Annotated in this window: 18 protein-coding genes, 1 tRNA gene and 2 pseudogenes; 3 read left to right on the forward strand and 18 right to left on the reverse strand. The window is 70.9% G+C overall.

Annotated features, from left to right (window positions below):
- Nucleotides 1–197 precede the first annotated feature (197 nt).
- From DEJ50_RS10715 to DEJ50_RS10795, 17 genes are all read right to left on the reverse strand, one after another.
- Nucleotides 198–635 (reverse strand): hypothetical protein, encoded by a 438-nt coding sequence (locus tag DEJ50_RS10715; protein ID WP_150207330.1) that lies wholly within the window; start codon nucleotides 633–635, stop codon nucleotides 198–200.
- A 274-nt stretch (nucleotides 636–909) separates the two neighbouring features.
- Nucleotides 910–2,268 (reverse strand): MraY family glycosyltransferase, encoded by a 1,359-nt coding sequence (locus DEJ50_RS10720; RefSeq protein WP_190344931.1) that lies wholly within the window; start codon nucleotides 2,266–2,268, stop codon nucleotides 910–912.
- Nucleotides 2,269–2,371: 103 nt separating this feature from the next.
- Nucleotides 2,372–3,604, reverse strand: a complete 1,233-nt coding sequence (gene glyA, locus DEJ50_RS10725; RefSeq protein ID WP_150207332.1) for a serine hydroxymethyltransferase — start codon at nucleotides 3,602–3,604, stop codon at nucleotides 2,372–2,374.
- 240 nt (nucleotides 3,605–3,844) lie between these two features.
- The gene (locus DEJ50_RS10730) at nucleotides 3,845–4,477 is read right to left on the reverse strand and encodes a protein-tyrosine-phosphatase (protein WP_150207333.1); all 633 of its coding nucleotides are present in this window, start codon (nucleotides 4,475–4,477) and stop codon (nucleotides 3,845–3,847) included.
- The gene (locus tag DEJ50_RS10735) at nucleotides 4,474–5,121 is read right to left on the reverse strand and encodes an L-threonylcarbamoyladenylate synthase (RefSeq protein ID WP_150207334.1); all 648 of its coding nucleotides are present in this window, start codon (nucleotides 5,119–5,121) and stop codon (nucleotides 4,474–4,476) included. Before DEJ50_RS10735 ends, DEJ50_RS10730 begins: the two co-directional genes overlap by 4 nt.
- A 49-nt stretch (nucleotides 5,122–5,170) precedes the next feature.
- Nucleotides 5,171–6,016: a peptide chain release factor N(5)-glutamine methyltransferase gene (gene prmC / locus DEJ50_RS10740; protein WP_150207335.1), complete on the reverse strand. Its 846-nt coding sequence runs from the start codon at nucleotides 6,014–6,016 to the stop codon at nucleotides 5,171–5,173.
- A 64-nt stretch (nucleotides 6,017–6,080) separates the two neighbouring features.
- Nucleotides 6,081–7,160, reverse strand: a complete 1,080-nt coding sequence (prfA, locus tag DEJ50_RS10745; RefSeq protein ID WP_150207336.1) for a peptide chain release factor 1 — start codon at nucleotides 7,158–7,160, stop codon at nucleotides 6,081–6,083.
- A gap of 121 nt (nucleotides 7,161–7,281) precedes the next feature.
- Nucleotides 7,282–7,500: a 50S ribosomal protein L31 gene (gene rpmE / locus DEJ50_RS10750; protein ID WP_046909139.1), complete on the reverse strand. Its 219-nt coding sequence runs from the start codon at nucleotides 7,498–7,500 to the stop codon at nucleotides 7,282–7,284.
- 193 nt (nucleotides 7,501–7,693) lie between these two features.
- Nucleotides 7,694–8,794 carry an LCP family protein gene (locus DEJ50_RS10755; RefSeq protein WP_150207337.1) on the reverse strand — a complete coding sequence of 367 codons (1,101 nt, stop codon included), beginning with the start codon at nucleotides 8,792–8,794 and terminating at the stop codon, nucleotides 7,694–7,696.
- Between the two features lie 163 nt (nucleotides 8,795–8,957).
- Nucleotides 8,958–10,715, reverse strand: a complete 1,758-nt coding sequence (locus tag DEJ50_RS10760; protein ID WP_150207338.1) for a trypsin-like serine protease — start codon at nucleotides 10,713–10,715, stop codon at nucleotides 8,958–8,960.
- Nucleotides 10,716–10,832: 117 nt separating this feature from the next.
- Nucleotides 10,833–12,920: a transcription termination factor Rho gene (gene rho, locus DEJ50_RS10765; RefSeq protein WP_150207340.1), complete on the reverse strand. Its 2,088-nt coding sequence runs from the start codon at nucleotides 12,918–12,920 to the stop codon at nucleotides 10,833–10,835.
- 443 nt (nucleotides 12,921–13,363) lie between these two features.
- The gene (gene thrB / locus DEJ50_RS10770; RefSeq protein ID WP_150207341.1) at nucleotides 13,364–14,290 is read right to left on the reverse strand and encodes a homoserine kinase; all 927 of its coding nucleotides are present in this window, start codon (nucleotides 14,288–14,290) and stop codon (nucleotides 13,364–13,366) included.
- 318 nt (nucleotides 14,291–14,608) lie between these two features.
- Nucleotides 14,609–15,679: a threonine synthase gene (thrC, locus tag DEJ50_RS10775; protein ID WP_150207343.1), complete on the reverse strand. Its 1,071-nt coding sequence runs from the start codon at nucleotides 15,677–15,679 to the stop codon at nucleotides 14,609–14,611.
- Nucleotides 15,680–15,685: 6 nt separating this feature from the next.
- A complete protein-coding gene (locus DEJ50_RS10780) occupies nucleotides 15,686–16,975 on the reverse strand; it encodes a homoserine dehydrogenase (protein WP_150212048.1) in 1,290 nt (429 codons plus the stop codon).
- Between the two features lie 165 nt (nucleotides 16,976–17,140).
- Nucleotides 17,141–18,532 carry a diaminopimelate decarboxylase gene (gene lysA, locus DEJ50_RS10785; protein ID WP_150207345.1) on the reverse strand — a complete coding sequence of 464 codons (1,392 nt, stop codon included), beginning with the start codon at nucleotides 18,530–18,532 and terminating at the stop codon, nucleotides 17,141–17,143.
- Nucleotides 18,533–18,551: 19 nt separating this feature from the next.
- Complete coding sequence (gene nrtL / locus DEJ50_RS10790; protein ID WP_150207348.1) at nucleotides 18,552–19,562, reverse strand: ArgS-related anticodon-binding protein NrtL; 1,011 nt, start codon at nucleotides 19,560–19,562, stop codon at nucleotides 18,552–18,554.
- 69 nt (nucleotides 19,563–19,631) lie between these two features.
- Nucleotides 19,632–20,084, reverse strand: a complete 453-nt coding sequence (locus DEJ50_RS10795) for a response regulator (protein WP_150207350.1) — start codon at nucleotides 20,082–20,084, stop codon at nucleotides 19,632–19,634.
- Nucleotides 20,085–20,190: 106 nt separating this feature from the next.
- Between DEJ50_RS10795 and DEJ50_RS10800 the strand changes: the two genes are divergently transcribed.
- Nucleotides 20,191–20,262: transfer RNA gene (locus DEJ50_RS10800), tRNA-Arg, on the forward strand.
- Between the two features lie 217 nt (nucleotides 20,263–20,479).
- Here DEJ50_RS10800 and DEJ50_RS10805 read toward each other — a convergent pair.
- Nucleotides 20,480–20,672 (reverse strand): annotated as a pseudogene (locus tag DEJ50_RS10805) (site-specific integrase); the annotation flags it as partial.
- A gap of 39 nt (nucleotides 20,673–20,711) precedes the next feature.
- On the opposite strand from DEJ50_RS10805, the pseudogene DEJ50_RS10810 reads away from it, so the two are divergent.
- Together DEJ50_RS10810 and DEJ50_RS10815 are read left to right on the forward strand one after the other, a co-directional pair.
- Nucleotides 20,712–20,897: pseudogene (locus tag DEJ50_RS10810) on the forward strand (NUDIX hydrolase); the annotation flags it as partial.
- A gap of 11 nt (nucleotides 20,898–20,908) precedes the next feature.
- Nucleotides 20,909–21,115, forward strand: a complete 207-nt coding sequence (locus tag DEJ50_RS10815) for an e9imm peptide (protein ID WP_150207353.1) — start codon at nucleotides 20,909–20,911, stop codon at nucleotides 21,113–21,115.
- The last annotated feature ends 17 nt before the right edge of the window (nucleotides 21,116–21,132 follow it).

The raw sequence follows: 21,132 nt of genomic DNA on the forward strand, positions 1-21,132 counted from the left end.
TACGGCAACCTCGTTGTGTCGGCGCGGCGAGCAGCCGCGGTTCGGCACTGGACTGGTGTTACGGATGATGGGGCGGCGGTCCGGCATCGAGCCTCGCGATGGAACAGGCGTCAGCTCGGATGCCCGCGCCCGCAGTGCCGCAGTTGGCACCGGACGATAGCAGGAAGTCGAACGCCCGCTTATCCCGGCCCTACCCTTCACGGCTTCGACCCCGAGTTTTCGGGCTTCTGGCCCGCACTCGGTTCCGGTTCGACGTAAAGGATCTTGGCCTTCATGTGAGCACGGGTCTGCGCGCCGATCCACACGAGGGTGGTGGCGACCAGCGTGATCGCAAAGGTCTTGGGGTGGAACAGCGTGGTGTTCTTGAACGCGGCGACAAAGATGAACATCAGCAGAATTTGCGCTGCATAAAGCATGAGTCCCATGGCCTGGAACAGATGCGGCAGCGATCGTGCCGTGCGCTGGAGCACGACGAACCCGATCCCCATGAAGAGCATCACGACCAGGGTTGCGACGACCGCGCCGATGGCCCCTTTGCCGCCCGCGACCACACCGCTGATCACGGCGGCAACGGCGCCGGCTACAGCGGTGGGTACGGCTGCTTGCAGGAGGGATCGGACGTCATCAGACCGCATGGCGGGGGCTCCGCATGGTGGTGGGGGCACGGGACTCGTACGGGGACGAGAGTAAGCCCGGTCCGAGAGGGAACCTCGGGCCAATGGACCGTCGCACTACGGTCCTTCGGCTCTGTCGCCGGGTTTAGTGAACGGTATCACAAACTATTTGATGAGGTCTTTACCTGTCAGGTGTGCTCACTGTCACACATGAGGGCTAACGCGCACGTGTGTGCACGACAGGGGGTGGATCTGTCTGATATAGGACGATCGCTCCCGTTAGGGAAAGCGTACGTCAGCGCGCCGATCCGGCCTTCCGTCGGTCGGGGAAGCGCGAACGGGGGCCCACCGCGGTTGCTCCGTTGACGCCCGAGACGCCGCCCGCGAGCACCCGGACCGGCTCGGGCTCCGGCTCGGGCTCCTGCCCGGCGGCCTCCCGGACGGCCTGTTCCGCAGCGCGCTCGGCGGCCCGCTCGGCGTGCCGGTAGCGGGGCGGGACCAGGCTCTCGGCCCAGCGCGGGGCCCGGGGGCTGAACCGCGGCAGCAGGAGCAGGACCAGCCCGACCCCGCTCAGGCCGGCGATCACCAGCACGATCCACATCGAGGTCGAATTGACCGAGTAGGCCACCGTGCCGAAGGCGATCAGCGCCGACCAGAAGTACATGATCAGAACGGCCCGGCTGTGCGAATGGCCGATTTCCAGCAGCCGGTGGTGCAGGTGTCCGCGGTCCGCCGCGAACGGCGACTGGCCCTTCCAGGTGCGTCGCACGATGGCCAGCACCAGGTCCGCCACCGGCAGCGCGGTGATCGTCAGCGGCAGCAGCAGCGGGATGAAGACCGGGAGCATCGCATGGGTCGCGTTCCGCTCACCGCCGGCCCACAGGGCCATTGCGTCGGGGTCCACCTGGCCGGTGATGGAGATGGCGCCGGCCGCCAGCACCAGGCCGATCAGCATGGAGCCGGAGTCGCCCATGAAGATCCGTGCGGGGTGCATGTTGTGCGGCAGGAAGCCCAGGCACATGCCCATCAGGATGGCGGCGAAGAGGGTCGCGGGGGCGGCGGCCTCGATGCCGTAGCCGTACCAGATGCGGTAGCCGTACAGGAAGAACGCCGCGGCGGCGATGCAGACCATGCCGGCCGCGAGTCCGTCCAGACCGTCCACGAAGTTCACCGCGTTGATGGTGATGACCACCAGGGCCACGGTGAGCAGGTTGCCCTGCCACTGGGTGAGCGAGACCGTGCCGACGAAGGGGATGGGCAGCCACAGGATGGTCAGACCCTGCATGACCATCACACCGGCGGCGATCATCTGTCCGCCGAGCTTGATCAGGGCGTCGATCTCGAACTTGTCGTCCAGCACGCCGATCAGCCAGATCAGCGCCGCTCCGGAGAGCAGGGCCCGCGGCTCGTTCGACAGCTCGAAGACCCCGTTGAGGTTCTGCAGGTGGTCGGCGACCAGCAGGCCGGCGCAGAGTCCGCCGAACATGGCGATGCCTCCCAGCCGCGGAGTCGGTTCCCGGTGCACATCGCGCGCGCGGATCTGCGGCATCGCGCCGACGGCGATCGCGAACTTGCGCACCGGTCCGGTGAGCAGGTAGGTCACCGCCACCGTGACGCAGAGCGTCAGCAGATATTCACGCACGGGCTGCCCCAGATGTATCGCCGGCCATCTCAGCCCCACACATTAGCTGCGATGTCCCCGGGTTCGAGGACGCGAGGGAGCCCACCCCGGTTCCCGTACGTCCTGTTTGGTTGTGTTACTCCCCATAAGGGGGAAAGGCCAGTGCAAGCTCTGCCGCCTCCGTACGGGTCTTTGCCGGGTCCCCGCGCAGTGCGCTGCCGAACAGCCGGGCGATCTCCGTCATCTCCGGCTCCCCCATCCCCTGGGTGGTCACCGCGGCCGTACCGAGCCGGATGCCGCGCTGGTCCCCGTACGGCAGGGCACAGGTGTCCAGGACCATCCCGGCGGCGGCCAGACGGCCGCGGGCGGCCCGTCCGTCGATGCCCAGGGGTGCCGGGTCGGCGGTGATGAGGTGGGTGTCGGTGCCGCCGGTGGTGAGGGCGAAGCCCTCCTCGGCCAGGGCCCGGGCGAGGGCCCGGGCATTGCCGACGACCCGGTGCGCGTACGAGGCGAAGGCCGGGGTGCCGGCCTCCCCGAAGGCCACCGCCTTGGCGGCGATGGTGTGCATCTGGGCACCGCCCTGGGTGAACGGGAACACCGCGCGGTCGATCCGCTCGCCGAGCTCGGCGCCGCAGAGGATCATGCCGCCGCGGGGGCCGCGCAGCACCTTGTGGGTGGTCGCGCAGACCACGTCGGCGTAGGGCAGCGGGCTGGGGGCGGCCCCGCCGGCGACCAGCCCGATCGGGTGGGCCGCGTCCACGATCAGAAGGGCCCCGACCTCGTCGGCGATCTCCCGGAAGGCGGAGTACTCCGGGTGCCGGGGGTAGCAGATCGACCCGCAGACGATGGCCTTGGGCCGGTGGCTGTGGGCGAGCTCCTGCACCTGCCGGTAGTCGATGATCCCGCTCTCGGCGTCCACCCCGTACCCGACGAAGTCGAACCAGCGGCCGGAGAAATTGGCCGGGGAGCCATGGGTGAGGTGTCCGCCGTACGGCAGCCCCATCGCGAGGACGGTGTCCCCCGGCTTCAGCAGCGCGGCGTACGCGGCGAGCACGGCGGCCGAGCCGGAGTGCGGCTGAACGTTGGCGTGCTCGGCACCGAAGAGTGCGCGGGCCCGCTCGACGGCGATCCGCTCGGCCTGGTCGGCGTACTCGCAGCCGCCGTGGTGGCGGGCGCCGGGGTAGCCCTCGGCGTACTTGTTGGCGAGTACGGAGCCGAGGGCGGCGAGGACCGCGGGGGAGGTGAAGTTCTCGGCGGCGATCAGCTGGAGGGTGCCGGACTGGCGCTGGAGCTCCCCCGCGAGGACGTCGGCCATCTGCGGGTCCTGGCGGCGCAGGACGTCCGCCGCCGGCTCGGTGGTGACGGTCATGGCGCGCTCCCGAGCAGTGGGGGGTACCGGGTACGCCCACTCTAGGTCCGCAACCCCACCACCGCCCGACGGCAGCCCGCCGGGCCGGCTCCGCGCTCAGCGGCGCGTCGTGACGCCTGTGAGGGCGGTGGCCACCGGGACCTCTCCCTGACGCGCCCCTCGCACCGCTCGGCCCGGGGGCCTCCCGGGCATCGGCCCGCTGCGCCGGCCTCCGGCCGGCGGGGCTCCCGCCGCGCGCGCTCAGCGGCGCGTCGTGACGCCCGTGAGGGCGGTGACCACCGGGTCCAGGGCCTGGCTGATCTCGTCGCCGATCGAGCGGAAGAAGGTGATCGGCGCCCCGTACGGGTCGTACACCTCGTCCGCGTCGGGGGACGGCGCCAGCAGCCAGCCGCGCAGCGCCGCGGCGGCCCGTACCAGCGCCCGCGCCCGCTCCGCCATCCCGTCGTCCAGCGGCGGCAGGGTGGCCGGGTCTATGGCGCGGACCAGCCGGGTGAACTCCTTCAGGGTGAAGGTCCGCAGACCCGCCGAGTGGCCCATCGAGATGACCTGGGCGCGGTGGTCGCGGGTGGCGGTCAGCACCAGGTCGGCGCGTATGACGTGCTCGTCGAGGAGCTCCCGCCCGGTGAACCCGGAGGCATCGGCGCCGAAGTCGGCCAGCACCGCCGCCGCGTTCGCCTCCATGGGCGCGCCCTCGTGGCCCCAGGTGCCGGCGCTCTCCACGATCAGGCCTCCGGTGGAGGCCCCGCCGAGGCGGTCCGCCAGGGCATGCCGCGTCAGCCGCTCGGTGATCGGCGAGCGGCACACGTTGCCGGTGCTGACGTGGAGTATGCGGAAAGTGTCTCCCCCGGCTATGCCACGCCCCTCAGGGCTCACGGGGCCACCTCGAGGTCGGGTACGACCTCCCGCAGCTGGTCGGCGGTGAGGGCCCCTTCCCGGAGGAGGACCGGAACCTTGCCGGTGACGTCGACGATGGAGGAGGGCTGGATGCCGGGGGTCGGGCCGCCGTCCAGGTAGACGGAGACCGAGTCGCCGAGCATCGCCCGGGCCGCGTCGCAGTCCTCCGGCGCCGGGTGCCCGGTCAGGTTGGCGGAGGACACGGCCATCGGGCCTACCTCGGTGAGCAGCTCGATGGCCACCGGGTGCAGCGGCATCCGTACGGCGACGGTGCCGCGGGTCTCGCCCAGGTCCCAGGCCAGCGAGGGCTGGTGCCGGGCGACCAGGGTCAGGGCGCCCGGCCAGAACGCGTCGACGAGCTCCCAGGCCTGCTCGGAGAAGTCGGTGACCAGCCCGTGCAGGGTGTTCGGGGAGCCGATCAGCACCGGGGTGGGCATGTTGCGGCCACGGCCCTTGGCAGCCAGCAGGTCGCCGACGGCCTCCGCGCTGAAGGCGTCCGCGCCGATCCCGTACAGGGTGTCGGTCGGCAGCACGACGAGCTCGCCGCGGCGCACGGCCGAGGCCGCTTCACGCAGACCCGTCTTGCGGTCCGTCGCGTCGTTGCAGTCGTATCGCCGGGCCATCAGCGGTTCTCCTCGTGCAGCAGGGGGGTGGGGGGAACGGTCGCGCCGGTCACGGCATGGCCTTGCGGGCCGTCGCGAAGCGCGGGCGGTTGTTCAGGTCCGGGTGGTCGGCGGCGTCGGCCCAGCCCAGCTCCTCGGCGAAGATCCACGGGACCTGCCCGCCCTGGGTGTCGGCGTGCTCGACGACGACAATGCCGCCGGGCCGCAGCAGCCGGTGCGCGGTGCGCTCGATGCCGCGGATGGTGTCGAGGCCGTCCTCGCCGGAGAACAGCGCCATCTCGGGATCGTGGTCCCGGGCCTCGGGGGCGACGTACTCCCACTCGGTGAGCGGGATGTACGGCGGGTTGGAGATGACAAGGTCGACCTGGCCGTCCAGCTCGGGCAGGGCGTGCAGCGCATCGCCCTGGTGGACGGTGACCCGGGAGCCCGCGGCGTTCTTGCGGGTGTACACGAGCGCGTCCTCCGACAGCTCCACCGCGTGCACCCGGGAGCGCGGCACCTCCTGGGCCATCGCGAGGGCGATGGCGCCGGAGCCCGAGCACAGGTCCACGATCAGCGGCTCGACCACGTCCATGGCCCGGACGGCCTGTATGGCCCAGTCCACCACCGACTCGGTCTCCGGGCGCGGCACGAAGACCCCGGGGCCCACCTGGAGCTCCAGGTAGCGGAAGAAGGCCCGCCCGGTGATGTGCTGGAGCGGTTCGCGGGCCTCGCGGCGGGCAACGGCCTCCCAGTAGCGGGCGTCGAAGTCCGTGTCCTTGACGTGGTGCAGTTCCCCCCGCTTGACGCCGTGCACCCACGCGGCGAGCTCTTCCGCGTCGAAGCGCGGTGAGGGCACACCGGCGGCGGCCAGCCGCTGGGTGGCCTGTGCCACCTCGGCAAGCAGCAAGTTCATCTGCTCTGGTCCTCCGGGCTGCTGTCGTACGGGGGTGTGGAGCGGTCGCTCCTGGTGCCGCGGGTTACTGCGCGGCGGCGAGCTTCGCGGCGGAGTCGGCGTCCACGCAGGCCTGGATGACCGCGTCGAGATCGCCGTCGAGCACCTGGTCCAAGTTGTACGCCTTGAAGCCGACCCGGTGGTCCGAGATCCGGTTTTCCGGGAAGTTGTAGGTACGGATCTTCTCGGAGCGGTCCACGGTGCGCACCTGGCTGCGTCGGGCGTCGGCGGCCTCCTGCTCGGCGGCCTCCTGGGCGGCGGCCAGCAGGCGTGACCGCAGGATGCGCATGGCCTGCTCCTTGTTCTGGAGCTGGCTCTTCTCGTTCTGGCAGGAGGCGACCACACCGGTCGGGATGTGCGTGATGCGCACGGCCGAGTCGGTGGTGTTGACGGACTGGCCGCCGGGGCCGGAGGAGCGGTACACGTCGATGCGGAGGTCGTTGGCGTTGATCTCGACCTCGACCTCCTCGGCCTCCGGGGTGACGAGCACGCCGGCGGCGGAGGTGTGGATGCGGCCCTGGGACTCGGTGGCGGGGACGCGCTGGACGCGGTGCACTCCGCCCTCGTACTTCAGCCGGGCCCAGACGCCCTGGCCGGGCTCGGTGGCACCCTGGCCGCCCTTGGTGCGGACGGAGACCTGGACGTCCTTGTAGCCGCCGAGCTCGGACTCGGTGGCGTCGATGATCTCGGTCTTCCAGCCCACGCGCTCGGCGTAGCGCAGGTACATGCGCAGCAGGTCGCCGGCGAACAGGGCGGACTCGTCGCCGCCGGCGCCCGCCTTGACCTCCAGCAGGACGTCCTTGTCGTCGCTGGGGTCGCGCGGGACCAGCAGCAGCCGCAGCTTCTCGGTGAGCTCCTCGCGGTGGGCGCTGAGCTCCTTCACCTCGGCGGCGAAGTCCGGGTCGTCGGCGGCCAGCTCCTTGGCCGTGTCGATGTCCTCGGCCGACTGCTTCCACGCCCGGAAGGTGGCGATGATCGGGGTCAGCTCCGCATAGCGCTTGTTGAGCTTGCGGGCGTTGGCCTGATCGGAGTGGACCGACGGGTCGGCGAGCTTCTTCTCAAGGTCGGCGTGCTCGCCGACCAGTTCCTCGACCGCCTCGAACATCGGGGGCTCCTGGGGTGAAAGTACGAACAAACGGGGCTGCGGGGCTGCGGGACGACAAAGGCGCCGGTCCGGCCGCCCCCGCATGGACAGGGGGCGGCCGGAGACCGGCGCCGGAGTCGCGCTACTTCTTGGCGGCAGCCTTGCCGAAGCGGGCCTCGAAGCGGGCCACGCGGCCACCGGTGTCGAGGATCTTCTGCTTGCCCGTGTAGAACGGGTGGCACTCGGAGCAGACCTCGGCACGGATGGTGCCCTCGGTCAGGGTGCTACGGGTGGTGAACGACGCACCGCAGGTGCAGCTGACCTGGGTCTCGACGTACTCGGGGTGGATCTCGCGCTTCAAGGTGTCTCCTAGTTTCGGGAGGGCGCCGGGTCGCAGGACGCGGAATTGCTCCATGCGTGAACCGGGGCCGACGTACCAGTCTGCCAGGACTGGCCCGCCTGACAAAATTCGAGGACGGTCCGTTCAACAGGGTGGGCGGCCGGTGTATTCCCGAGGCCGTCCGGGGCCGATACGGCGCCCCGCACGGCGGCCGTCAGCGGACGATCGTGCCCGCGGTGCCCTTGTCGCCGGCCGAGTTCGCGGTGGCCTCGGCGGGGATCGGAGCATCCTTGAGGAGAGCCTCCCACACCAGACGGGATTCCCTGGTGAGCGGGACCACCCGGTTGGGGTCGCGGGGGTCCGCGCCCACCGGCAGGGTGATCATCTGGAGGTCGTGGGAGTCGATGCCCCGCAGCCCGGAGGCGAAGCCCATCAGCGACTTCACGTCGCCGAGCCTGGAGTCCGTGGTGATCGCCTTGGTGGCGGTGTCGGCGAGGTCGAGGAGCTTCTTGGGGTTGTCGAACATCCCGATGCTCTTGACCTGCTTGATCAGTGCCTTCATAAAGGCCTGCTGGAGCTGTATCCGGCCCAGGTCGCTGCCGTCGCCGACGCTCTTGCGGGTGCGGACCAGCCCGAGGGACTGTTCGCCGTTGAGCCTGTGGGTGCCGGCCGGCAGGTCGAGGTGGCTGGCATGGTCCTTGATCGGCTTGGTGGTGGTGACCTCGACCCCGCCCAGGTTGTCGACGATCTTCTTGAAGCCGGTGAAGTCGACCTCGATGTAGTGGTCCATCCGGATGCCCGACAGCTGCTCGACGGTCTTCACCGCGCAGGCGGCGCCGCCGACGGTGAAGGACTCGTTGAACATCCGGCGCGGGCCGCCGGGGTCGGTCTTCCCGTCGGAGGTCTTGCAGGAGGGCCGGGTGACCAGGGTGTCCCGTGGGATCGATATGACACTGGCCTTCCGGCGTCCCTCGTAGAGGTGGACGATCATCGCGGTGTCCGAGCGGGCGGAGCCGCCGTCGTCCCGGCCGTACCCGGCGTTTGCGCCGCCGCGGGAGTCGGAGCCGAGGACCAGGATGTCCAGGGAGCCGTTGTCCACGTCCGCCGGGCGGTCCGTGCCGAGGGCCGCGTCGATGTCGACGCTCTTCAGGTTCCCGTTGAACTTGACGTAGTAGTAGCCGAGGCCGGCTCCGCCGAGGACCAGCACACCGGCTGCCGTCCACGCCGCGATCGCGACCGCCCGGCGGCGTTTCGACGGCTTCCGCCGGTGCCCCGCCCCAGCCCGGCGGCCCGGGCTCCTGCTCTCCTCGCTCATGCGCTCCTCAGTCCCATCCCGCACCGTATGTCCGCGTTATTCCCCCCTGTACCCAGACGGCGTACTGCCGCCGTGGGTTCCAGGAGGGTGCGGGGGAGTGCGTCAAAGCCGTGTGCCCACCGTGCTGGGCACGGTGGGCACACGGGTGGAACGGGGCGGGACGTCAGCCGAAGAGGTCGAACTGGCCCCAGGCCGTCCCGTAGTGCTGTCGCGACCCGAAGGTCGGACCCGAGACGCCCGTGACGTTCCCGGTGCCCGGGAACAGCCACAGCACGTCGCCCTCACGGGCCAGCAGGTCGGGGGTGCCGTCGTTGTTCACATCGCCGGGCGTGGCGAACCGGCTGTAGGTCTTGCCCAGCGTGGTCACCTGGACGCGCGGCTCGAAGGCCTTCAGACCGGCGTTGCCGGTCCCCTTGTAGAGGTAGACCGCGCCGGCGGCGGTGCGGGCCAGCAGATCGGCCTTGCCGTCGCGGTTGAAGTCTCCGTGGCCGACCAGGTTCTGGTACGTCTGCCAGCCCGGCCCGGCGTCGACCTCGGGGGCGAAGCCGCCGCGGCCGTCACCGGGGTGGATGATCAGCTTGCCGCTGTCGTACACCGAGAGCAGGTCGGGCAGGTCGTCGCCGGTGACATCGCCGGGCGCAACGAACGCCCGGCGGGTCTGCCAGCCGCCGGTGAGCTTGGTGTCCTGCCAGCCCTTCCCGGTGACCTGGTGGGTCCAGAACAGGTCGCCCGCGGTGGTGCGGCGGACGATGTCCTGGACGCCGTCCCGGTCCAGGTCGGTCTGTACGGCCAGGTTGGTGGAGCGGTAGTCGCCCGGCACCGCCGCCTGCCAGGAGAGCCGGCCGGTCAGCGAGTGGAACGGGAACAGCGTGCCGTCGGAGGCCCGGCGGGCCAGCATGTCGGCCTTGCCGTCCTTGTTCCAGTCGGTGTCGTTCACCCGGGCCCGGATCGCTCCGGAGTAGGTGCTCGCCTTGGCGTAGACCCCGTAGGCGCCCTTGTAGACGCAGCCGTCGACGCCCCAGGAGACCACGCCGATCAGCCGGCCGTTGCGGACCAGCGGACCGCCGGAGTCACCGTTGCAGGCGGTGTTGGTGCCCGAGTCGCTGCCCGTGGCGGGCTGGCCGGCGCAGACCATGTGGTTCGGGACCAGGTTGCTCCCCCAGAACTGCGCGCAGGTCTGGTCCGACACCAGGGGCATGCCGACCCTCTTGAGGCTCGGCGAGAGGGCCTGACTGGTGGAGGTGTAGCGGCCCCAGCCGTAGGCGTCGGCGTACTGGCCGGCCTGGTACAGGCCGGTGTCCGTGCTGCGCGCCATCGGCAGCGGCTTGACGTCCACCGGCTGGCTCAGGGTCAGCACGGCCACGTCGTTGTCCGTGCGGACGGTGTCGTACCCCGAGTGGAGCCACTGGCGGCTGACGGTCACCGGGGTGCCGCCGTGCCAGTTGGTCACCTGGGAGGCGTCCGTGGTCGGGAGCTTGGTCGCGCCCACCACCACGACGCTGTCCAGGGTCCAGTCGAGGCCTTCGACGCAGTGTGCGGCGGTGAGGATCTTCGTCGGGGCGACGACCGTGCCACCGCAGAAGAACGCCTCGTCGTCGCTGCGGTCGGTGGTGTTGCGGTTGTCGAGGTAGTGCAGCTGCGCCATCCAGGGCGCGTTGGCGATGGTCTCGCCGGTGCCACCGATGATCATCGGGGCGGCCTGCTGGGGTCCGGACGGCTTCGGGGCGGGGGCGGGGGTCTTGGAGACCGTCCGCTTCGCCTGGTCGGCCGTCATGGACTTGGCAACCCGTTCGCCGAGTTCGCGCTTGGTGGGAACCGGCTGGGAAGCGGCCTGCGCGCCGGTGGCCGTCAGCCCTGTACCGAACAGGGCGAGGACGGACACGGCGACGGGGACCGCGAGGCGCGAAGTGCCTATGTGCACGCGCGGATCCTTCTTTTCTGCCGTGGAGTTGAGAGGTGCGGTGATCTTACGGCAGCGCCGCCCCCACCCGGACGGGTGGGGGCGGCGCTGGACGTACGCGAGGTGGTGCCGGGCGTACTAGTCGTTGTTGCCGGACGACGGGGTCGTCTTGGCGATCTGCATCAGGAACTCGGCGTTCGACTTCGTCTGCTTCATCTTGTCGAGGAGCAGCTCGATGGCCTGCTGCGAGTCGAGCGCGTGCAGCACCCGGCGCAGCTTCCAGACGATGGCGAGCTCCTCGCTGTTGAGGAGGATCTCCTCCTTGCGGGTGCCCGACGGGTCGACGTCGACGGCGGGGAAGATCCGCTTGTCGGCGAGCTTCCGGTCGAGCTTGAGCTCCATGTTGCCGGTGCCCTTGAACTCCTCGAAGATCACCTCGTCCATGCGCGAGCCGGTCTCGACCAGCGCGGTGGCCAGGATGGTCAGCGAGCCGCCGTCCTCGATGTTGCGCGCGGCACCGAAGAAGCGCTTCGGCGGGTACAGCGCGGTCGAGTCGACACCACCGGACAGGATGCGGCCGGAGGCGGGCGCCGCGAGGTTGTACGCGCGGCCCAGACGGGTGATGGAGTCCAGCAGGACGACCACGTCGTGGCCGAGCTCGACGAGCCGCTTGGCGCGCTCGATGGCCAGCTCGGCAACGGTGGTGTGGTCCTCGGCGGGGCGGTCGAAGGTCGAGGAGATGACCTCGCCCTTGACCGACCGCTGCATGTCGGTGACCTCTTCCGGACGCTCGTCGACCAGGACGACCATCAGGTGGCACTCGGGGTTGTTGGTGGTGATCGCGTTGGCGATGGCCTGCATGATCATGGTCTTGCCGGTCTTCGGCGGGGCCACGATCAGACCGCGCTGGCCCTTGCCGATCGGCGACACGAGGTCGATGATCCGGGTGGTCAGCACGCCCGGGTCGGTCTCCAGGCGGAGCCGGTCCTGCGGGTACAGCGGGGTGAGCTTGTTGAACTCGGGGCGGCCACGGCCGGATTCGGGCGCCATGCCGTTGACCGAGTCCAGACGCACCAGCGCGTTGAACTTCTCGCGGCGCTCGCCGTCCTTGGGCTGGCGCACGGCACCGGTGGTGTGGTCGCCCTTGCGCAGGCCGTTCTTGCGGACCTGGGCGAGGGAGACGTACACGTCGTTGGGGCCGGGCAGGTAGCCCGAGGTCCGGATGAACGCGTAGTTGTCGAGGATGTCGAGGATGCCCGCGACCGGGATCAGCACATCGTCGTCGGCGACCTGCGGCTCGTTCGGACCGAACTCCTCGCGGCCACGGCGCCCGCGGCGGTCGCGGTACCGGCCGCGCCGGCCGCGCCGGCCGCCCTCGTCGTCGAAGTCGTCCTGCGGGCCGTTGTCCTGGCGGCCCTGGCTCTGGCCCTGACCCTGGCCCTGCTGGCCCTGGCCGCGTCCGCCGCCCTGCTGCCGGCTCCGGCCGTCGCGGTCCTGCTGACCGCCCTGGCCGGCCTGGCCGCCCTGCTCGCCGCCCTGGCCGCGGTCGCGGCGGTCACGCTGGCCGCGCTCCTGGCGGTCGGCGCGGTCGCCGCGCTCCTGGCGGTCACGGCGGTCGCGGCGCCCGCGGCCCTCGCCGGCCTCTTGGCCGGTGGTGGCGGGAGCGGCGGTCGCGGTGTCGGTCTTGGCCTCGGGCTGCCGGTCGGCGGGCACCTCGGTCTTGGGCTCGGCCTGCACCACGGTGGTGGCGGTGGCCGCGACCGCGGACTCCGGGCTGCCGGAGGGGGCGGTGGCACGACGGCGGCGGCGCTCGCCGGCCGGGGCTTCCTCTCCCCCGCGCTCGGCTGCCGGCTGGCCCGGGATGTCGATCTGCGCCTGCGCGGCCGGCTTCTCGGCGGGGGCCGCGGCCGGGGCCTCGGCGGTCTCGCCGGTACGGGCCTTGCTGGTGGCGCGGCGCTTCGGCTTGGTCTCGGCGGCGGAGTCCGCGGCCTTGGGGGCGCCGCCTGCGGCCTGCGCCTCCTTGATGACCTCGATCAGCTGGCTCTTGCGCATCCGCGCGGTGCCCCTGATCCCGAGGCCGGACGCGACCTGCTGCAGCTCGGCGAGGACCATGCCCTCAAGGCCGGTGCCGGAGCGGCGTCGCTTGGGCGTGGTGGTGCCCGCAGCGGGGGCACTGGTGTCGACGGAGGTGTCGGCAACGCCCATCAGATCGGTGGTGTCGCTCACGAAGGGTCCTTCCCTGGAGCGGACGTCGGCCTGTCTGGCTCGGCGACCGGTTGTGCTGTCCGACCTCGGTCCTAGGTGTGGACCGTGCCGGGGCGGTGGTCCGCCGCTATCGATACATCCCGATACGGCGGAGAGATACGAGATAACGTGCTTGGGTTCCGGCGAGAAGCCCCCCAGCTGGAAGCGTGGGAATGTGTCACGCCGATTCCGGAGCGTGCTCGAAACTGCTTGGCAGCGATCAAAGCAGTTGGGGAGGCTCCCGGAAGAAAAGTGGTCCCTGATGAGGACACTGAGCACCGAGCCCTTGCGGCTTCGGATGCGCACTTGAGACTAACACTACCGGATCCAACAGACATTCCCCCTCTCACTCACCGGCAATCGCGCTCTTCCGCCCGGACCGGCGGGGTGGCCTGCCCGACCACCCCGCCCCCGGCGGCTGCTGTTCAGCCGCCCTGGTTGCCCAGCGGAAGTACGCTCGCGCCCGCGGCGTCGAGTGCGAGCCGGTTGGCCGCCCACCCCTCGCCCGCGAGCTGCGCGACCTTGTCAGCCGCGCCGTTGTCGACCAGCGCGAGGACCGTGGGGCCCGCGCCGGAGATGACCGCGGGCACTCCGTCCGCCCGCAGCCGGTTCACCAGTGCCACGCTCTCGGGCATGGCCGGAGACCGGTATTCCTGGTGGAGCCGGTCCTCGGTGGCGGGCAGCAGCAGCTCGGGACGCCTGGTCAGGGCCTCCACGAGCAGGCCTGCGCGACCCGCGTTGACGGCCGCGTCCACATGCGGGACGGTGCGCGGCAGCAGGCCGCGCGCGGTCTCCGTCAGGACCGGCTTGGACGGGACGAAGACCACCGGAACGATGGAATCCGCGGGGTCCATCCTGATCGCCTTGGCACTGCCGCCGTCCATCCAGGCCAGGGTGAAGCCGCCGAGCAGACAGGCGGCGACGTTGTCGGGGTGGCCCTCGATCTCGGTGGCGAGTTCGAGCAGGGCCGCGTCGTCGAGCTTGGCCTCGCCGCCTATGGTGACGGCGCGGGCGGCGACGATGCCGGCGCAGATGGCGGCGGAGGAGGAGCCGAGGCCGCGGCCGTGCGGGATGCGGTTGGCGCAGACGACCTCGAGGCCGCGCGGCTGCCCGCCGAGCAGGTCGAAGGCCGTGCGCATGGAACGTACGAGCAGGTGGCTCTCGTCGCGGGGCAGCGTCTCGGCGCCCTCGCCCGCGATGTCGATGTTCAGGCCGGAGTCGGCCACCCGGACCACGACGTCGTCGTAGAGCCCCAGGGCCAGGCCCAGGGCATCGAAGCCGGGGCCGAGGTTGGCACTGCTGGCGGGGACGCGCACCCGTACGGCGGCGGCGCGGAAGGCGGGACCGGCCATCGCTCGATGACACTCCTTGTGGCTGTGCGAGATCTCACTCGGGGACCTGCTGGGGATCTTTGGGGATCTTCCGCTGTGAATGTACTGGAGAACGTACGACACCCGAAGGCCCTCGGGGCAGCACCGCGTCATATGCGCGGTGGCGGATGTAAGTACAGCGTATCGAAGGAAGGTTCTGTCGCGACATAGGGCGCACAGGAGGCGCACGATGCGTGTCGCGGCTCGCCGGTGCCCAGGCCGCAATTTTGCGGTGTTGCGCCCCGGCTTGCCGGGTTTCCAAGGCCTGTGAGGCCTTGGAAACCCGGCAGCTGCCGTATGTCAGACCAGGCCGAGACGGATGGCAGCGGCCTCGGCGTCCACCGGAACGGTGACCGGCTGCGGTGCACCGGCGATCGCCCAGTCGGGGTCCTTCAGGCCGTTGCCCGTGACGGTGCACACGATCTTCTGTCCCGGGTCGACCAGACCCAGCTCCGCGGCCTTGAGCAGGCCGGCCACCGAAGCGGCCGAGGCCGGCTCCACGAAGACGCCCTCCTGGGAGGCCAACAGCCGGTAGGCCGCCAGGATCTGACGGTCCGTGACCTCGTCGATGAAGCCGCCCGACTCGTCCCGGGCCGCGAGCGCGTACTCCCAGGAGGCCGGGTTGCCGATCCGGATCGCGGTGGCGATGGTGTGCGGCTCCTTGACGACCTCGCCGCGCACGATGGGCGCGGAACCGGAGGCCTGGAAACCCCACACACGGGGCGTACGGGAGGCCGGTCCGTCGGCCTTGTACTCCTTGAAGCCCCGCCAGTACGCGGTGATGTTGCCGGCGTTGCCGACGGGCAGCACATGGATGTCGGGGGCGTCGCCCAGCGCGTCCACGATCTCGAACGCGGCCGTCTTCTGGCCCTCGATGCGCACCGGGTTGACGGAATTGACCAGCGCGACCGGGTAGTTGTCGGACAGCCGGCGGGCCAGCGTCAGGCAGTCGTCGAAGTTGCCGTCCACCTGGAGGATCTTGGCGCCGTGCACCAGCGCCTGGCCCATCTTGCCGAGCGCGATCTTGCCCTGCGGGACCAGTACGGCGGAGACCATCCCGGCGCGCACCGCATAGGCGGCGGCGGAGGCCGAGGTGTTGCCGGTGGAGGCGCAGATGACCGCCTTGGCGCCCTCCTCCTTGGCCCGGGTGATCGCCATGGTCATGCCGCGGTCCTTGAAGGAACCGGTGGGGTTGGCGCCCTCCACCTTGAGGTGGACCTCACAGCCGGTGCGCTCGGAGAGCACCTGTGCGGGGACGAGCGGCGTGCCGCCCTCGCGGAGCGTGACCACGGGAGTCGTGTCGGTCACCGGAAGGCGGTCCCGGTACTCCTCGATGATGCCGCGCCACTGGTGGGTGCGATTGCTGCTCATGGGTCCTTACTCCCCTTCAACACGCATGATGCTGGCGACACCGCGGACGGTGTCGAGCTTCCGCAGCGCTTCGACGGTCCCGGAGAGGGCTGCGTCGGGTGCGCGGTGGGTGACGACGACGAGGGAGGCCTCACCGTCCTTACCCTGCTGCCGGACGGTGTCGATGGACACCCCGTGCTCGGCGAACACGGTCGCGACCTGGGCGAGGACACCCGGCTTGTCCGCCACATCGAGGCTGATGTGGTAGCGGGTGACGACCTCCCCCATGGGGCTGACCGGCAGCTGGGTGTACGCCGACTCGCCCGGCCCCGTTGCCTCGGCGAGCTTGTTGCGGCAGACGGCGACCAGGTCGCCGAGTACGGCCGAGGCGGTCGGCGAGCCGCCCGCCCCCGGACCGTAGAACATGAGCCGCCCGGCGGCCTCCGCCTCGACGAAGACGGCGTTGTACGCCTCGCGGACGGAGGCGAGCGGGTGGCTGAGCGGGATCATCGCCGGGTGCACCCGCGCGGTGACGGACTCGCCGTCGGCCGCCCGCTCGCAGATGGCGAGGAGCTTGATGGTGCAGCCCATCCGCTTGGCGGAGGCGAAGTCGGCGGCGCTGACCTCGGTCATGCCCTCGCGGTGCACGTCGTCGAGCCGGACCCGGGTGTGGAAGGCGATGCCGGCCAGGATGGCGGCCTTGGCGGCGGCGTCGTAGCCCTCGACGTCGGCGGTGGGGTCGGCCTCGGCGTAACCGAGCGCGGTGGCCTCGTCCAGCGCCTCCTGGTAGCCGGCGCCGGTGGAGTCCATCTTGTCGAGGATGAAGTTGGTCGTGCCGTTGACGATGCCCATCACCCGGTTGATCTTGTCGCCGGCGAGGGACTCGCGCAGCGGCCGGATCAGCGGGATGGCACCGGCCACGGCGGCCTCGTAGTAGAGGTCCCTGCCGTGCTCCTCGGCGGCGGCGTGCAGGGTCGCGCCGTCCTGCGCCAGCAGCGCCTTGTTGGCGGAGACCACGGAGGCGCCGTGCTCGAACGCCGTGGTGATCAGCGTCCGGGCCGGCTCGATGCCGCCGATGACCTCGATGACGACGTCGATGTCCCCGCGTTTGACCAGGGCGGTCGCATCGGTGGTGACCAGCGCCGGGTCGATGCCGTCGCGGACCTTGGAGGGGCGCCGTACGGCCACGCCGGCGAGCTCGACGGGGGCGCCGATCCTCTGCGTGAGGTCGTCGGCGTGCGTCGTCATGATGCGCGCCACCTCTGAGCCGACCACTCCACAGCCCAGCAGCGCCACCTTCAGCGGACGCGTACGCATCATGAGACCTACGCCTTTCGATCTTTTGATCACTTCGATCAGCCCCGGCCCGCGGTCTTGCGGGCCGGTTGTGTGAACCAGTCTCACTCAATGGACAGCGGATTCCATCTTCGGTCCATTGAGTGAGATGTCTATTTCATCATCCGAGTCCGTCAGCCGAGTCCATCAGCCGAGGTCGAGACGCAGGAGATCTTCCTCCGTCTCCCGGCGGACGATCACCCGTGCCGCCCCGTCGCGCACGGCCACCACGGGCGGCCGGAGGACGTGGTTGTAGTTGCTGGCCATGGACCGGCAGTACGCGCCGGTGGCGGGCACGGCGATGAGATCGCCCGGCGCGAGGTCGGCCGGCAGGAACGCGTCCTTGACGACGATGTCCCCGCTCTCGCAGTGCTTGCCGACGACCCGGGCGAGCATCGGCTCGGCCTCGGAGCGGCGGGAGACCAGGGCCACGCTGTACTCGGCGTCGTAGAGGGCGGTCCGGATGTTGTCGGACATGCCGCCGTCCACGCTGACGTACGTCCGCAGGCCCTCCAGCGGCTTGACCGTCCCGACCTCGTACAGGGTGAAGGCGGTGGGGCCGACGATGGCGCGGCCGGGCTCCACGGAGATGCGCGGGGCGCGCAGGCCGGCGGACTCGCATTCGCGGGCGACGATCTCGTTGAGCGCCTTGGCGATCTCGTGCGGCTCGCGCGGGTCGTCCTCGGAGGTGTAGGCGATGCCCAGGCCGCCGCCGAGGTCGATCTCGGGCAGCTCGATGCCGTGCTCGTCGCGTACGGCGGCCAGCAGCTGCACCACGCGCTTGGCGGACACCTCGAAGCCGGCCATGTCGAAGATCTGCGAGCCGATGTGCGAGTGGATGCCGAGGACCTCCAGGCTGTCGTGCCCCAGGGCGCGCCGCACGGCCTCCGCGGCGGATCCGTCGGCGACGGCGATACCGAACTTCTGGTCCTCGTGCGCGGTCGCGATGAACTCGTGGGTGTGAGCCTCGACGCCGACGGTGACGCGGATCTGTACGGGCTGGCGGACACCGAGTTCGCGTGCGACATGCGCCACCCGCGCGATCTCCTGGAAGGAGTCGAGCACGATCCGCCCGACCCCGGCCTCGATGGCCCGCCGGATCTCCGCCACGGACTTGTTGTTGCCGTGGAAGGCGATGCGCTCGGCGGGCATCTCGGCGGCCAGCGCGGTGGCCAGCTCCCCGCCGGAGCACACGTCGAGGTTCAGCCCTTCCTCCTTCAGCCAGCGCACGACGGCCTTCGACAGGAACGCCTTTCCGGCATAGAACACGTCGGCGTCCTTGCCGAAGGCGTGCGCCCAGGCCCGGCAGCGCTGCCGGAAGTCCTCTTCGTCCAGGAAGTAGGCGGGGGTCCCGAACTCCTCGGCGAGCCGGGTGACTTCGATCCCGCCGACGCGGACCACGCCGTCCTCGCCGCGCCCGACGGTACGGGCCCAGACCTTCTCGTCCAGCGCGTTCAGGTCGGCGGGCGGCGGGGAGTAGTGCCCCTCGGGCAGGACGTCGGCGTGACGGGGCCCGGCGGGGTGCGCTGAACGGCTCATGTCTCTCTCTCGCTCATCACTAGATCAGTTCGGGTGCTTCCACGCCGAGCAGGGTCAGGCCGCCGGCCAGCACCGTCCCGGCGGCTTCGGCAAGGGCCAGCCGGGCGCGGTGGGCGGCCTCGGGTTTCTCGTCCCCGAGGGGCAGCACCCCGTACTGGAAGTCGAGGAGGGCGTCGGCGATCACACCGAGGTGCCGGGCGAGGCGGTCGGGTTCGCCGTGGTGCGCGGCGGCCTCGAGAACGAGCGGGTGGTCGCCGAGCGCATCGCAGAGCGCCCGGGCGCCGGCGGTGTCACCGACCTCGCCGGCCCGGCTGGTCAGCCCGATCTGCCGGGCGTTCCGGACGAGGGCACGACTGCGGGCGTGGGCGTACCGGACCTGGAAGTACGGATTGCTCTCGTGCTGCACCGCGAGGGCGGGCCCGAACGCGGGGGTCTCGCGGGGCGGGGTGGCGAGCATGGTCCAGCGCACGGTGCCGGCGTCGAAGCGGCGCAGGACGTCGGCGGTATCGCGGCGGGTGAGGGGCGCGACGACGGGCGGGACGGCAGGCGGGACGGCGGGACCCGGCCCGGTCCCGGTCCCGGTCCCGGTCTCGAGCCCTTGACTGCACCGGATCCGCCGCACGACCTCCCGTACGACCCCTTCCCGGTCAACGGGCCCGGCGCCCACGAAGTCCCCACCGCGACAGAGACGCCCCTGCATCACCTGCTGCGCCTGCTCCACCTGCCGCACAACCCCCTCACCCCGCACTCCTCCGAGCTCGAAGTTGAGGAAGCCGGCCCCGGTGATCTCCACGGACCGGATGCCGGGCTCACCGGCGAGCCGGCCGGCGAGCAGCCGGGCGACCTCGGCGGGCCGCAGTCCGGCGGCCTTGGCGAGCGGAAAGGCGAGGGCGGTGGCGTACTCCCCGACCCCGCCGGGCCGGGTCCGCTCGACGACGACCCGCTCCGGAACGGGAGCGCTCAGCTCGCCACCCTCGACGGCGCCGCGCACGGCACGCACGAGGAGGTGGGAGAGGTCGGCGGGGTTCACGGGACCAGCGTAGGCGAGAGACCCCCTCGGGCCGCGAAGGGTTTCGCCATGTGAACGCCGGGCCGAAAGCTAGGGGGTGATCCGCCCGGCGGCGACCCGCTTCCGCTCGACGAGCCGCCGTACGATCCGCACCAGCTCGGCCGGCTCGAAGGGTTTGGCGACGAAGGCGTCCACGCCGGCGGCGACCCCGGTCTCGACCTCGTACTGGGTGCAGGCACTGACGATGGCGACGGGCAGATCCCGGGTCCGCGGATCTGCCCGCAACTGCGCCGCCGCACCGAACCCGCCCAGCCGCGGCATGACCACATCAAGGGTCACGACATCGGGCCGGACCTGATGCACCACATCCAGACACTCGGCACCATCGGCCGCGGTCACGACCTCGAAGCCCTCCAGCTCGAGATTGACCTTGATCAGCTGCCGGATGACCTTGTTGTCGTCGACAACAAGCACCCGGCCCGAGGCGCCTGGCACAACTCGAGAGTAGGTCGCCGCCGGCCCCCGCGTCCGGGTTTTCCCCACTTCCACCCCCTCCGAGCGACCCCACCCCCACTCCCCCGCAAACCCGTTCCTGATCACCCCTCCGAAGCTGGTAGTGTTCTACCCGTCGCCGCAACGCGAACGACACGCCCCCGTAGCTCAGGGGATAGAGCAACGGCCTCCGGAGCCGTGTGCGCAGGTTCGAATCCTGCCGGGGGCACTTCGCAGGAAGTGCCCGAAGACCCCGCCGTCAGCGAGTTCGCTGAGGACGGGGTCTTGGCGTATGTGCAGCCGGGCGTGGGAATGGGCAGCCGTAGGACAGGGCCCGCGGCCTATTCGCGGTCTGGCGATCTCTCCGTCCCCACAGGTCAGCCCGGCACACGACGAAGGCCCTTGCGGATCTCCAAGGGCCTAAGTCCACGGCGGTGGACGGTCCGTCACTCGTACTCGCGCAGCAGCTCCTCGATCCGGCAATTCCCGGCCTCTTGACGCCCGTCCAGACACTTCGCGTACCGGCCCAACAGGACTTCGACGCTGTTCCCCGCGCGGGCGGCGACCTCGGTGGGGGTCCACCCCCGCGTTGAGCCACGTGGAGAGTACGGAGTGCCGGAGGTCGTACGGCCGGAGGGGTCCGCCGCGAGGTCCAGGAGGAGACGGGTATCGTGGTGCCGCTGCAAGCCGTCCGGGGGCGCCGGCCGCACTTCGGAGGACTCGACCGCGATCGCGTGGCTCACCCCGAAGGAAATCGCCTCCCGCATGTCCGAGGTCTCCGCCATCCGCCTCCTGGACGCCCTGGACCACGCAGGCCCCCACGTCCGCAGCCACGACGGCCGCCGGCTTCTGGGAGCACGGTGACGCTTCCGAGAATGCCGCGCGAGGAAGCCCTCGCCCTGGTCGCCCGTCTCCTGGACCCCGAGATCTCCGAATCCGAGTGCGACGACATCATCGAAGCCCTGACGCTCGGACTCCGCTGCCCCCACTTCTCCGACTACCTCTTCTTCGACCACTCCCCCGACGCGAGCCCGGAGAAGGCCGTAGACCAAGCGTTGGCCTACCAGCCAATCGCACTCTGAGGGGGTGGCCGGCGCAA

The organism is Streptomyces venezuelae (genome assembly GCF_008642295.1).
Taxonomy (GTDB): Bacteria; Actinomycetota; Actinomycetes; order Streptomycetales; family Streptomycetaceae; genus Streptomyces; species Streptomyces venezuelae_C.

Coding starts and splice junctions, on each gene's coding strand:
- lysA (WP_150207345.1), bottom strand. CDS start 18,532: ATGAGCCGTTCAGCGCACCCCGCCGGGCCCCGTCACGCCGACGTCCTG.
- glyA (WP_150207332.1), bottom strand. CDS start 3,604: ATGACCGTCACCACCGAGCCGGCGGCGGACGTCCTGCGCCGCCAGGAC.
- DEJ50_RS10780 (WP_150212048.1), bottom strand. CDS start 16,975: ATGCGTACGCGTCCGCTGAAGGTGGCGCTGCTGGGCTGTGGAGTGGTC.
- thrC (WP_150207343.1), bottom strand. CDS start 15,679: ATGAGCAGCAATCGCACCCACCAGTGGCGCGGCATCATCGAGGAGTAC.
- DEJ50_RS10735 (WP_150207334.1), bottom strand. CDS start 5,121: ATGGCCCGGCGATACGACTGCAACGACGCGACGGACCGCAAGACGGGT.
- DEJ50_RS10815 (WP_150207353.1), top strand. CDS start 20,909: ATGCCGCGCGAGGAAGCCCTCGCCCTGGTCGCCCGTCTCCTGGACCCC.
- thrB (WP_150207341.1), bottom strand. CDS start 14,290: ATGGCCGGTCCCGCCTTCCGCGCCGCCGCCGTACGGGTGCGCGTCCCC.
- DEJ50_RS10715 (WP_150207330.1), bottom strand. CDS start 635: ATGCGGTCTGATGACGTCCGATCCCTCCTGCAAGCAGCCGTACCCACC.
- prfA (WP_150207336.1), bottom strand. CDS start 7,160: ATGTTCGAGGCGGTCGAGGAACTGGTCGGCGAGCACGCCGACCTTGAG.
- prmC (WP_150207335.1), bottom strand. CDS start 6,016: ATGAACTTGCTGCTTGCCGAGGTGGCACAGGCCACCCAGCGGCTGGCC.
- DEJ50_RS10755 (WP_150207337.1), bottom strand. CDS start 8,794: ATGAGCGAGGAGAGCAGGAGCCCGGGCCGCCGGGCTGGGGCGGGGCAC.